Genomic DNA, 11,748 nt, shown 5'->3' with positions numbered 1-11,748 from the left:
CGGTCGGGGAACGGGCCCAGTGCCAGGCAGCGCGGCGGTGCGGCCGGGGCTGCGGGCTTCTCGGCCACCGGTTCCGGCGCTGGCTTGGCGATGGCGGCGACCGGTTCGGGCGCCTTCGCCGGTTCGGCGGGTTTGCTGGCCGATGTCGGAGTCGCCGGTGCCGGTACAGGCGCAGGCGCAGCGGCCACTGCAGTGGCCGGTGCGGCCTCACGCTCCACCAATGCTTCCGTGGGTGCCGCTGCAGAGACCTGCGCGGCCACGGCCGCATCGGTCCCGCCGGGCAGCCAGCGCAGTTCGGCCACGCCGGTCGGTTGCGGCGGCAACGGCGCGCGCGCCGGCTCATCGCGCAGCAGCCACCAGGTGGCGACACCAAGATTGAGGATCGCCAGCACGACGATCAGGGCACGGGTCAGCATGCGCCGATACTAGCCTGCGAGCTGGTGCACCGCCCAGCGGGCGAGGCCATCCAGCACCAGCGACGGGTGATAGTCGGCGCCGTCCAGCAGCGGCATCAGCGCGGGCGCGCCACCGCCATGCACCAGCAGCGACGGCATCACGCCCAGCAGCGCCTGCGCTTGACGGGCACTGCGTTCGACCAATGCAACGGCGGCACCATCGCAGCCCGACGCCAACGCATCGGCAGTGTCGTTGGCGAATTCGCTGTAGTCACCGCCGCTGGCCGGCAACTGCACGGCGCGCGCGTGCAGCGCCTCGCGCATGGTGGTCGGCGAGGCGGAAATGCGGCCGCCGTGATGCTGGCCATCGGCATCAAGCAGGTCGATGGTCAGGGCGGTGCCGACACCGACCACCAGCACCGGCCGTTGTGCCTTGGCGGCAGCCAGCAGGGCAAGGAAACGGTCGACACCGAATTTTTCCGGCTTGGCGTAGGCAATGCGTACGCCTGCACACTGGGCGCTGGTGCGCACCACATGCACGTGCTCGAAGCGGCGCTGCAGCTGATCCAGCATGGCGCTGGTCAGCGACGGCGCGGCGACGCTGGCGACAAACGCGGTCTCACCACTGGGCAGGCTGTGCGGCGGTTGCCCGGCCATGCCCTCGGCGCCATGCGCCCAGGCCTGTACGTCGCCGGCGCGGTCGCCATGCAAGGGGGCAAACTTGAAACGCGAATTGCCCAGGTCGAACAACCAGTCGCTCATGCTTTTCTCACACTGACTTCGCCGGCATGCAGCAGGCGCTCGCGGCCATCGATGTCAACGCGCAGCGCGCCATCGTCGGCCAGGCCGAGCGCGGTACCGTGCTGCCACTGGCCATCCAGCTGCACGCGCACTTCGCGACCGGCCAGCATGTCGAACGCTGCATAGCGCGGCAGGAACGGCGCCAGCCCTTCGCGATCGAATTCTTCCAGCGCCGGCAGCAGGCGTGCCAGCACCGCGGCCACCACCGTGTTGCGATCCACCGATGCACCGGCCAGCGTGTCCAGGTCCACCCAAGGCTGGGTGATCTGTTCGGCGAAGGCCGGCGGCATGTGTACGTTGATGCCGATACCGATCACTGCGCGCGCCGGGCCAGCGTATTCGCCACCGCCCTCGGCCAGCAGGCCGACCAGCTTGCGGCCATCCACCAGCACATCGTTCGGCCATTTCAGCTGCGCCTGCGCGTAGCCCAGGTCGTGCAGCGCTTCGGCCACGGCGACGCCGGCGACCAGGCTCAGGCCGGCCAGTCGGCCCAGGCCACCCTCGAACAGACGCAGCACCGACAGGTACACATGCGCGGCCAACGGCGAGGCCCAGGTGCGGCCACGACGGCCACGGCCACCGGTCTGGCGCTCGGCCAGCAGGACGCTGACACCGCGCTGGGGCGCGCTGCACCGCAGCAATTCGGCGTTGGTGGAGTCCACCGTCCAGGCCACCTGCAGGTCGTGCAGCAGCGCGGCGGCGTCCTTGGGCAGACCGGCGCGGATGGTCTTGGCCTCCAGCAGGTCGACCGGCCGGGTCAGCCCGTAGCCCTCGCCTGCGCGTCCCTCAACCTCGACACCGGCAGCCCTAAGCCCTTGAATACGCTTCCAAATGGCGGCCCGGGTCTGGCCCAGCTCACGGGCCAGGGCGTCGCCGGACAGGCGACCGGCAGCGAGTTTGGCCAGCAATTGGCGATCGTCCACGGCGGCTTCCACAAGGTCAGAACGGAATTATGCGGGAAAGCCGCCAGCGACGCCCGCCAGGCCCGGTTCCGGCGGGCTTCCAATCTGGCACCGGGTTCGGGCTAGAATCGAGAGCTCACCCTCCCTTAACGTGGATGTCGTCAATGCGCCGTTATGCCCATTGCCTGATCCTGCTGACGATGCCCTTCGCGGCGTCTGCCACAGCAGCGCTTGATGACAGCCGTGGCGCCTGCGTCTACTCGGCGAGCGATGCGGCCTCGCAGCGCACACCGACCACGGCGCCTGCCGCAGCTGCCGCCAAGCCGGCACCGGTACGCCCGGCTGCCACGACCAGCGGCGGTGGCGGTGACGACGATGTACTGCAGCGCATCCGCGCGCCGAAGTGGCACAGCTACCTGCCGGGCATGTTCCGCTGATCAAGACGTTGCTGCAGTGGCTGCGGCCCGCGCCGCGGCCGATCGAAGACGCACACTGGAACGATGCCTGCCACCGCGCAGCGTGGTTGCACGGCCTGGACGACGAACGGCGTACACGCCTGCGCGCATTGACCACGCGCTTCCTGCATGAGAAGACCATCTCCCCGATCGGCGAACTGCAACTGCAGCCGGCCGATGGCGTGCTACTGGCCGCACTGTGCTGCCTGCCGCTGCTGGAGTTCGGCGAGGTCGGACTGGAAGGCTGGTCGCAGCTGATTGTCTACCCCGATGCATTCCGCGTGCATCGCAGCCACATGGATGCCGCCGGCGTACTGCACGAGTGGGATGACGAGTTGATCGGCGAGTCGTGGGACAGCGGTCCGTTGATTCTGTCGTGGGCCGACGTGCAGGCCGACTTGGCGGCACCGCATGAGGGCTACTGCGTGGCCGTGCATGAGATGGTGCACAAGCTGGATGGGCTGGACGGTGCGATGGACGGCACGCCGCCGTTGCCGCGTGCATGGCAACGCGAATGGGCCGCGACTTTCCAGAAGTCCTACGATGCGTTCTGCGCGCAGGTGGATGCGGGCGTTGAAACGCTGATCGATCCGTACGCAGCGGAAGCACCGGAAGAGTTCTTCGCGGTGGCCAGCGAGTACCACTTCTCTGCGCCGGATCTGCTGGCCGAAGCATTGCCGGAAGTGGCTGCGCATCTCAAGCGGTTCTACGGCGAGCCGCCGGTGATCGAAATACGGTAGTGCCGGCCGCTGGCCGGCAACCTGGCGATGCCACGGAAGATCATGAGGTTGCCGGCCAGCGGCCCGCACTACTGTTTGAATGCGTCGGCCAGCGGCCGGCACTACCGATTGCGGAGGCTTACGGCCCTGGCGGCAGCTGCACTTCGAAGCGGGCGCCACCCAGTTCACTGGAACGGGACACCTGCAGCTCGCCGCGGTAGTCCTTGATCAGGTCCTGCACGATCGACAGACCGATGCCGTGACCCTGCACGCGCTCGTCGCCGCGCACGCCACGCTGCAGCACCTTGCCGATGTCTTCCGGGGCGATGCCTGGGCCATCGTCATCCACTGCCAGCAGCAGGCCCGCGCGACGCGCGTTCGGCGCCGGCAGCGGCTGCGCGGTCAGCAGCACACGGCGCTTGGCCCACTTGAAGGCGTTCTCCAACAGGTTGCCCAGCAGTTCCTGCAGGTCACCCGGTTCGCCGTGGAAGCGCGCGGCCGGGTCGATGTCGAATTCGCACAGCACGCCCTTCGACGCATAGACCTTCTCCAGGCCGCGCACGATTTCCTCGGCGTTGGATTCGATCGGCAGCGGTGCCGAGAACAGCTTGTGGCCCGACGAAGCCGCACGTGCCAGCTGGTAGGACACCAGGTTGTTCATGCGCTGCAGCTGCACGTCCAGTTCTTCGCGCAGCGCGCCATCACCGGCACCGCTGTCCATCTGCGTGCGCAGCACCGCGATCGGCGTCTTCAGGCTGTGCGCCAGGTCAGCCAGGGTATTGCGCTGGCGCTCGAGGTTCTCACGCTCGCCCTCGATGAAGGCATTGATGCTGTCGGTCAACGGCTCCAGCTCGCGCGGGTGGCGCTCGCTCATGCGCTCGGTCTCGCCGCGCTGGACCTTGGTCAGCTCGGTGATCACCCGCCGCAACGGACGCAGGCTCCACTGCAGGATGACCGTCTGCAGCAGCAGCAGGATCAGGCCGATGCCGCCCAGGTAGAACCAGACCCGGCTGCGGAACACGCGCAGCTGCGCACCCAGCGCGCGCGAGTCTTCCATCACGTAGATGGTGTACGGGAATTCGGTCGCCGGGTCGGCGTCGGCATCCCACACCAGGCCCAGGCCATAGCGGTACACCGAGCCCTGGCTGCCGTCGATCTGGATCATCGGCAGCGGGCCTTCGAACACTTCCTGGCGCGGGGCCAGCAGGCCGCCGCCGACGGTGGGCAGCATCGGGCCTTCGGCGGACATTGAATTGCCCTTGCCGTCGGGCATCACCACCTGCAGGTACAGGCCGCTGCCGGGCACGTCGAAACGCGGATCCGGCGGCTGCTCGCGGATGTACAGCGAGCGGTCGCGGGTGAAGTCGATGCCGGCCGCGTATGAGGTGGCGTAGTTCTTCAGGCGCTCACGCAGGTTCGCCTTCGCCGTATCGGCGAAGGCGGCATCGAGCGCGTAACCGGCCAGGGCCAGGAACGCGACCAGACCCACGGACGCGGCGAACATCTGGCGCGCCTGCAGAGAGCGCGGCCGCCAGCGTCGGAAGAACCACAGACGGCCGGACATCGTTTATCGCCTGCTGAAGGCCTCAGCCCTCGTTGCGCGGAATCGCGAAACGGTAGCCACGACCGCGCACGGTCTCGATCGGCTTCAGTTCGCCATCCGGGTCCAGCTTCTTGCGCAGGCGGCCGATGAACACTTCCAGCACGTTCGAGTCACGATCGAAGTCCTGCTGGTAGATGTGCTCGGTGAGGTCGGCCTTGGAGACCAGTTCACCGGCATGCATCATCAGGTACTCCAGCACCTTGTACTCGTAGCTGGTGAGGTCGACATTGCTGCCGGCCACGCTGACGGTCTGCGCTGCCAGATCCAGTGCGACCGGGCCGCATTCCAGGGTCGGCTTGCTCCAGCCTGCGGCGCGGCGCAGCAGCGCGTTGACGCGGGCCAGCAGCTCTTCCACATGGAACGGCTTGACCAGGTAATCGTCGGCGCCCTGCTTGAGGCCCTCGACCTTGTCCTGCCAGCTCGAACGCGCGGTCAGGATCAGCACCGGGAACTTCTTGCCTTCATCGCGCAGGGCCTTGATCAGCTCCATGCCCGACATCTTGGGCAGGCCAAGGTCGATGATGCCGACGTCGAACGGGACTTCGCGGCCCATGTACAGGCCTTCTTCGCCGTCCTGCGCTGCATCGACGGCAAAACCTTCGCGCTTGAGCCGGGCTGCCAGGGTCTCACGCAGCGGGGCTTCGTCTTCGACCAGAAGGATACGCATGAACTCTCCCTAGTGTGCTGGGTGCGGCCCGGAGGCCTGTGGGTACGGGTTGATAGCGACAACTATCCCTGTTCAGGGGTTATCGCCGCGTAGTGATGACATATCCGACCGCGGCGTGCGCGGTTGTGAACGTGCCGGGGCGGGGTCGTCCATGTAGCGGACCCGACCGCGGTCGTCCATGTATTTGACCCGGTTGATGTCACGACCATCGAACGGCACCCGCTCGGCGCCCAGGATATGGCCGCCGGTGGTGCGCTGCACGCGGCGCACGGCATCGGACAGCGAACGCTCGTTGTTGGCCGCACGGCCACCGCGCTCCATCATTTCAGCCCGCCCCTGCTCCCGCTGCGGGTCCTGCGCCAGCACCGAAGACAGCGGGGCAGCCGCCAGGACCACGCAGGTGGCCAGGGCAATACAGCGGTGGAAGGGAGCGGAAGACATCGATGCGATCCTAGCCGAGCACGGCGATTTGTTCAAAAGTCGTAAATCCGGGCACCGGAATGGAACCCGGCGTTTTACAAATCTTTTGCAAATTCTTGGTTTCGGGCGGTGAATCCGGTCTGAACTTTTCGGGAGGCTCCGTCGTGTCGTTCAGCTAAGTGAACATTCGGAACGAATCCGCTCCGCTTGTCAAGTCAGGAATGTGACGATGGTCACGCTGCAGCGCGATCGGCGCCACGATCGGTCACTTCCAGCGCCTGCTCGATCAGGGCCCAGCCGGCGCCCGGGCGATGTGCGCCCTCGCTCAGCACCTGGCGGAATGCGCGGCCACCGGGCAGGCCGTGGAACAGGCCGAGGATGTGGCGGGTGATGTGCTTCAGGGCCAGGCCCTCGCCCAGGCGGACTTCGATGTACGGGCGCAGGGCGCGCAGCAGTTCGCCGCGCGGTCGCAGCGGCGCGCCGGTGTGCAGGGCCTCCAGCTGATGCAGCAGGTAGGGGTCGTGGTAGGCCGCGCGGCCGAGCATCACGCCATCGACGTGCGCGGCCTGCGCCTGCACCGCCTCGATGCTGGCCAGGCCGCCATTGAGCACCACCGGCAGCGCCGGGCGCTCCTGCTTCAGCCGATAGGCCCAGTCGTACTTCAGCGGCGGAACCTCGCGGTTCTCCTTCGGCGACAGGCCCTTCAACCAGGCATTGCGGGCGTGCACCACCACCATCGCGGCACCGGCATCGACCTGGCGGTCGACGAAGCTGGCGAATACGTCGTAGTTGTCGTCCTCGTCCACGCCCAGGCGGCACTTCACCGTCACCGGGATGTCCACCGCCTCGACCATGGCCGCTACGCACTCGGCCACCAGCACCGGCTCGCGCATCAGGCAGGCACCGAAACGGCCGGCCTGCACGCGGTCGGACGGGCAGCCGCAGTTGAGGTTGACCTCGTCATAGCCCCACTCGGCGGCGATGCGCGCGGCATGTGCGAGCAGGGCCGGATCACTGCCACCGAGCTGCAGTGCCAGCGGCTGTTCGCTGGCATCGAAACCGAGCAGGCGCTGGCGATCACCGTGGATCACCGCGTTGGCGTGCACCATTTCGGTGTACAGCCGCGCACCCGGCGCCAGCAGGCGGTGGAACACCCGGCAGTGGCGGTCGGTCCAGTCCATCATCGGGGCAACGGACAGGCGCAGGGAATCAGCGTAACGGGCGGTGGCGGACGTCATCGGGCGGTTGATCGTGGAGACTGGCATTGCCAGTGAGATCAATAGTTTACACCGCCGGGCTGAACGGCGACGGCGGGGCCCGGAGTACTGCCCGGAGCCGCGTACGACCGGCCCCGGGCACCCACCGCGGCGACCTTACTGCGCGCGCCCCTTCACCTGCTCCTGCTGCTGTTCCTGCACGCGCTGGTTGAACTGGATATCCAAGTCCTCGGTCTGGCGGGTGCTGGCCTCGACCGACTGCGACACGGCCTGACGGCTGTCGACGAAGGTGCGCTGCGCGGCCGGGTCACCGACGTTGCCCTGCACGGCGAACAGACCACTGCCATCCGGGCGCGCGACCACGTGGTCGATCTGGCGCATGCCGGCGACCTTGCTCTCGTAGGCCAGCTGGCCGGCGGCGCGTTCGGTTTCCTGCGCGTTGGCGAACAGCGGGCAAAGCCCGGCCTGCACGCGCTGCTGTTGCAGCACCTGCAGTTTCTCCAGCGCCTGGTTGAAGCGCGGATTTTCGGCATGCGAAGGGTCACGCATGCTGGGGGCTGCCGGTGTGTCCGGTTCCGCCTTCGCCGGCGCAGCAGGCTGACCTGCGGCCTTCACTGCGGCCGGGTCATCCAATCGGCCCAGGGTCTGGCGGCCGGCCTTGCCATCCTGCTCCAGGCCGTTGTTGGCCTGGAACTGCTTGACCGCCGCAAAGGTGTCCTTGCCGTAGATGCCATCGGTCGCCAGCGGCTTGCCGTCGGCGCCCACGTGGCCCAGTGCTGCCAGCTTGCCCTGCAGCGCTTTGACCTCGTCACCGCGTTCGCCCTTCACCAGCATGCCATCGGCCATCGGCGCCTGCTGCGTGGCACGCGCGGCCTGCGCGGCTTCGGGCCCCTGCGCGTGCACCTTGCCACCGAGGGTGATGCGGTCGTTGAGCATGTCGCCGAGGTAGCGCCGGAACTGCGCCGGCTCCACTTCGATATGCGCGTGCACCGCGCCGGGCGATCCCACATCGGACTGGCGCACCAGCGGCGCGCCGTACTCGACGAAATCGCCGGTCTTGTACGGGATGGAGCCGACGGCGCCGTGCAACACCTGGCCCACCAGCTCACGGCGGGCATCGCCGACCGGATGGCTGTAGATGCTGATGGAATTGGTGCCGTCGTTGTTGAGCTTGACGTAGCCGGCCACTGGACTGGGAATCATCAGGCTGCGCCCGCCGGCACGGTCGGTCAGGATCAGGTCCTTCTGCACCAGCGGAATGCCGTTGATGTCCTCGCGCTTGCGCACGGCCTCCAGTTCGCCGTCGACCATGTCCGCGGTGCGGTCAACCTTGCTGGCATCGCCGGCGCGCACGGCGGCGGCATTGGTTTTGGGATGGTGGATCTTCAGCTCGCGGAACGCGTCCTCGCCGCTGATGCCATGGCGAAGGACGCGGTTGCTGCTGCCGTTGCCGAAGGGTTCCACCACGGAAATGCGCCCGCCACCGGGCGCTGCGGCGCCGGCAGGACCGGCGGGGCCGGTGTGCTGCTGCGCTGCGGATGGCGCAGCCCTCGTCGGGGCTGCCGGCGCGGTCGGCGCGGTCGGGGCAGCAGGCGAGGGCGCAGCAGGGCGATGCTGTGCGGCCTCGGCATCGATCGCGCGGCGCGTCTGTGCGTCGGCCATTCCTGTGGCCGGCAGATGGTGCTGCTGCTGGAACACATTGATGGCGTGCTGGCTGCCAGCCCCCAGGTAGCCATCTGCGGTGATCGCTTTGCCATGCGCATCGGTCAGGCCCAGCGCGGCCATGTCACTTTGCAGCGCGCGCGCCTCGCGGTCGATCGCACCCAGCGTCGCAGGCCCCACCTTGCCATCGACCGGATTCAGACGGTGGTCGCGCTGGAAGGCTTCGACGGCCTGCCGGGTGCCGGCATCGAACTGGCGATCAGGGTGGATCGCCTGAGCACCTGCACCGCCGTAACCCAAGGCATGCAGGTTGTGCTCCAGCTTCTCCACCGCGCGGCCGGTAGAGCCCTCTTTCAGCACCTGCGGGCCAGCGCCACCGTGCTTGTGCGAGCGCGCCTGTTCCAGCGCTACGCGGATATCGGGATCGTTGCCTTCGTTGGCCGGCGCGAAGTCGCGGCGACCCACTTTCAGATGCGCGCGATCCATCTCCGCCGAGTGGCGGGGATAGGCATCTTCATAACCAGCGGCGACGTCAGCGGCCGCCAGGCCGGCATAGTATTTCTTGTCCTGGCGGATCTCGGCCGCCTTGTCGCGCAGGTCCTGGTAGTCGCCGCCCCGCTTCAGTACGGCTTCCAGCTGCGGCAGTGTCCCCGGCAACTGGTTGGCGGACTTGGCGATCAGCGCGATCGCTTCGAAGCGCTTGTCTTCTGCAATGCCACTACCGTGCGTGTCCAGCATGGTCATGGCGATGCGGGTGGCGTTGCGCACCTGCGGGTAGTCCACGTGGGTGTGGATCCACTGCTTGCCTTCGGGCGACCCGGCCCAAGCGTTGATGCTGTCGCGGGTCGGGACATCGATGAAGCGGATCGAGGAGCGCTTGCCCTCGCCGTCGCCGTGGCTGAGCAGGTCCGCACGCAGGTCGGCACGGTCGTTGGTGAAGGGCAGCCGATGTGCCTTGGCATAGGCGCTGGCCTGGTCGATGACTGCATCCACGTACGTCGTCTCGCCGGCCTTCAGCGTGCGCTCTGCGGTAGCGCCCAGTGGCCAGGTGCCACGCTGGCCGAAGTCGACCTGGATGGTCCCCAGCGAATAGCCACTGTTGGCGGCCACCGCGCTGACCGTGCCCCACTTCGGCTCTTCCAGTCCCTTGGTGATGCCGGCGATGCTGAGGTGGTACGACGATCCGCCACCTTCGGTGCCGCGTCCGACGGCGAAAAACACCGCGCCGGCGGTCGCGTCCAGGTTACGGGTATCGATGTTGTTTGGCATGGCTCACTTCCTGGTCCGTGGAGGGATGACCGTGTTGCGGATTACGGACCGATCAGGCGCAGGTAGGTTTCCAGCTGATCGGCGCGCGCGCGCAGGCGCTCGGTGTCATTCAATTTCTGTTGCAGGTTGCCCGGCTGCGAATCGTCGTACAGCACGGTTTCCAGTTCGCCATCGCGCTGGCGCGACTGCAGCCACGCCCGTTGCGCGGCCAGCAGGTGGGTCTTGGCCGTGGCGTGGAGGCGTCCCTGCAACTGCTGGTACGCCTGGTTCAACCGGCGGTCCTGCCGGTCCGATTCGCTGGACAGGCAGGCGGCTTCTTCGATGGTGCCCTGCGCGCGGCCTGAGCACGCCTGGTAGGCCGCGCTCAGCGCGGACGCGGCATGCACCTGGCCAGTGCACAGCACTGCAATCACCGCCACCACAATGCCCAAGGTCCCGCTCGCCATGGCCTGCTTCCTACCGGTCAATGTTTCGATGCGTTGCACACGCCGGAGGCCCCGTCAGGGGGTCAGCATGCGCTTCTGCAGTTCCACTGCGCGGTTGGCGTAGCGGTTGATGCGGCACGACTGCGCGTCCAGCGCCTGACCCACGCTCTCCGTGGCCGCACTGCAGCGCTTGTCGGTGTCCTCAGCCCAGTTGGCCTGCTCGTCCATCCAGCGGTCCTTGGCCGGGCCGTCAGGGCTGTCCATCAGCCGCGCAACCTGTGCTTCCAGCAGCGCTTTGTGGTGGGCGAGCTCGGTCGTGTCGCAGACTTCCAGCTGGTCGTCCATGCCCCGGGCATCCTGCACGCAACGGGTGTATTCGGGCCGCAGCGTTGCCTGGGTATAGGAGGTATCGGGCGGCGCACTCTGCGCCAGCAATGCGTCAGCGCGGTTGGCCACGCGGAACAGGCGGCACTCCTGTGCCTTCTGCAGGTCATCCACAGCGGCATTGGCCGGAGCGGCGCAATGACGGTCGGTATCGCTGCGCCAGGTCGCCTGGGTGGCCAGGAATGCATTCTTCGCAGCAGCATCGAGCCCGGTCACGGCTTTGCTGGCACCCTCCTGCAGGCGCCCTTCCTGATAGGCCAGTTCGTCCTTGCCGCAGGCCTGCAGCTTGCCCGCATCCTCCACGCCATCCACGCACCAGCCATAAGCCGGGCGCAGGCGACCGTCCGTGTAGGACGCATCGGGGTACCCGGAGGAATCACCGGACGCTGGGTTGGGGGTCGCTGCCGGCGCGGCCGCGGCGAGCGGTGCCGGGGTGGGCGCCGCTTCGGCCGATGCAGGGGAAGAAGGTGCCTGGCACGCGGTAAGCGCCAGGCACAGGGCCAGCACCTTCCAGTACCGACGGCCGGAGGCGATCTGTTCATTGCCCCGACGGGCATCCATTGCCTGCATTGCCTGTATCTCCCTTGCGTGTCGCCAGCGGTCGCCGGCAGGGAGGGGCCGTCCATCGGCCCCATCACGGTGGCAATCCTACGACAGCGGCGGTTTCAGATGGCTGACTGGATTCAGCTTGCGCGCACGGCATCGCAGAAATCCGGCTTGCCAGACCGATGCCTGGATCCCCGGCACCGGTTTGGACCGGGCGCGCGGTCAATGTGCGCCGCCGCGCCCTCCCACCCGTTCGATCAGCGTCTGGCTGGCGGTGTTGAGG

General features: G+C 67.7%; 11 protein-coding genes and 1 pseudogene. 2 read left to right on the top strand and 10 right to left on the bottom strand.

Features of this window, described 5'->3' with window-relative positions:
* The 3 genes and pseudogenes from DBR20_RS22565 to birA all read right to left on the bottom strand — a co-directional run.
* Positions 1-416: pseudogene (locus DBR20_RS22565) on the bottom strand (SPOR domain-containing protein); the annotation flags it as partial.
* Between the two features lie 9 nt (positions 417-425).
* Positions 426-1,157 carry a type III pantothenate kinase gene (locus tag DBR20_RS02700; protein ID WP_108265101.1) on the bottom strand — a complete coding sequence of 244 codons (732 nt, stop codon included), beginning with the start codon at positions 1,155-1,157 and terminating at the stop codon, positions 426-428.
* The gene (gene birA / locus DBR20_RS02695; RefSeq protein WP_089242004.1) at positions 1,154-2,119 is read right to left on the bottom strand and encodes a bifunctional biotin--[acetyl-CoA-carboxylase] ligase/biotin operon repressor BirA; all 966 of its coding nucleotides are present in this window, start codon (positions 2,117-2,119) and stop codon (positions 1,154-1,156) included. The genes DBR20_RS02700 and birA overlap by 4 nt, the downstream gene beginning before the upstream one ends.
* 143 nt (positions 2,120-2,262) lie before the next feature.
* Here birA and DBR20_RS02690 point away from each other — a divergent pair, with 143 nt between their 5' ends.
* Both DBR20_RS02690 and DBR20_RS02685 read left to right on the top strand, forming a co-directional pair.
* Positions 2,263-2,535 carry a hypothetical protein gene (locus DBR20_RS02690; RefSeq protein ID WP_108265100.1) on the top strand — a complete coding sequence of 91 codons (273 nt, stop codon included), beginning with the start codon at positions 2,263-2,265 and terminating at the stop codon, positions 2,533-2,535.
* A complete protein-coding gene (locus DBR20_RS02685; protein ID WP_229979094.1) occupies positions 2,502-3,293 on the top strand; it encodes a M90 family metallopeptidase in 792 nt (263 codons plus the stop codon). Before DBR20_RS02690 ends, DBR20_RS02685 begins: the two co-directional genes overlap by 34 nt.
* A 118-nt stretch (positions 3,294-3,411) precedes the next feature.
* On the opposite strand, the gene DBR20_RS02675 is transcribed toward DBR20_RS02685, so the two are convergent.
* From DBR20_RS02675 to DBR20_RS02645, 7 genes are all read right to left on the bottom strand, one after another.
* A complete protein-coding gene (locus tag DBR20_RS02675) occupies positions 3,412-4,836 on the bottom strand; it encodes a sensor histidine kinase (RefSeq protein ID WP_089241450.1) in 1,425 nt (474 codons plus the stop codon).
* A 22-nt stretch (positions 4,837-4,858) separates the two neighbouring features.
* Positions 4,859-5,542: a response regulator transcription factor gene (locus tag DBR20_RS02670; RefSeq protein ID WP_004136763.1), complete on the bottom strand. Its 684-nt coding sequence runs from the start codon at positions 5,540-5,542 to the stop codon at positions 4,859-4,861.
* 72 nt (positions 5,543-5,614) lie between these two features.
* Complete coding sequence (locus DBR20_RS02665) at positions 5,615-5,983, bottom strand: hypothetical protein (protein ID WP_108265097.1); 369 nt, start codon at positions 5,981-5,983, stop codon at positions 5,615-5,617.
* Between the two features lie 212 nt (positions 5,984-6,195).
* Positions 6,196-7,227 (bottom strand): tRNA dihydrouridine(20/20a) synthase DusA, encoded by a 1,032-nt coding sequence (gene dusA, locus DBR20_RS02660; protein ID WP_108265096.1) that lies wholly within the window; start codon positions 7,225-7,227, stop codon positions 6,196-6,198.
* Positions 7,228-7,335: 108 nt separating this feature from the next.
* Positions 7,336-10,110 carry a peptidoglycan-binding protein gene (locus tag DBR20_RS02655; RefSeq protein WP_108265095.1) on the bottom strand — a complete coding sequence of 925 codons (2,775 nt, stop codon included), beginning with the start codon at positions 10,108-10,110 and terminating at the stop codon, positions 7,336-7,338.
* A gap of 41 nt (positions 10,111-10,151) precedes the next feature.
* Positions 10,152-10,556: a lysozyme inhibitor LprI family protein gene (locus tag DBR20_RS02650; RefSeq protein WP_108265094.1), complete on the bottom strand. Its 405-nt coding sequence runs from the start codon at positions 10,554-10,556 to the stop codon at positions 10,152-10,154.
* Positions 10,557-10,610: 54 nt separating this feature from the next.
* Entirely contained in the window at positions 10,611-11,480 is an 870-nt protein-coding gene (locus tag DBR20_RS02645) for a DUF1311 domain-containing protein (protein WP_108265093.1), read from the bottom strand.
* Positions 11,481-11,748: the final 268 nt, after the last annotated feature.

It is taken from the genome of Stenotrophomonas sp. HMWF023 (assembly GCF_003060985.1).
In the GTDB taxonomy this organism is placed as follows: Bacteria; Pseudomonadota; Gammaproteobacteria; order Xanthomonadales; family Xanthomonadaceae; genus Stenotrophomonas; species Stenotrophomonas lactitubi.
Note: the sequence above shows the minus strand (reverse complement) of the source record. Positions and strands in the feature narration are given on the sequence as shown.

Excerpts from the sequence above, each read along its gene's own strand:
- DBR20_RS02675 (WP_089241450.1), bottom strand. The coding sequence starts at position 4,836 with ATGTCCGGCCGTCTGTGGTTCTTCCGACGCTGGCGGCCGCGCTCTCTG.
- DBR20_RS02650 (WP_108265094.1), bottom strand. The coding sequence starts at position 10,556 with ATGGCGAGCGGGACCTTGGGCATTGTGGTGGCGGTGATTGCAGTGCTG.
- DBR20_RS02690 (WP_108265100.1), top strand. The coding sequence starts at position 2,263 with ATGCGCCGTTATGCCCATTGCCTGATCCTGCTGACGATGCCCTTCGCG.
- DBR20_RS02645 (WP_108265093.1), bottom strand. The coding sequence starts at position 11,480 with ATGGATGCCCGTCGGGGCAATGAACAGATCGCCTCCGGCCGTCGGTAC.
- DBR20_RS02665 (WP_108265097.1), bottom strand. The coding sequence starts at position 5,983 with ATGTCTTCCGCTCCCTTCCACCGCTGTATTGCCCTGGCCACCTGCGTG.
- DBR20_RS02700 (WP_108265101.1), bottom strand. The coding sequence starts at position 1,157 with ATGAGCGACTGGTTGTTCGACCTGGGCAATTCGCGTTTCAAGTTTGCC.
- DBR20_RS02670 (WP_004136763.1), bottom strand. The coding sequence starts at position 5,542 with ATGCGTATCCTTCTGGTCGAAGACGAAGCCCCGCTGCGTGAGACCCTG.
- DBR20_RS02655 (WP_108265095.1), bottom strand. The coding sequence starts at position 10,110 with ATGCCAAACAACATCGATACCCGTAACCTGGACGCGACCGCCGGCGCG.
- dusA (WP_108265096.1), bottom strand. The coding sequence starts at position 7,227 with ATGCCAGTCTCCACGATCAACCGCCCGATGACGTCCGCCACCGCCCGT.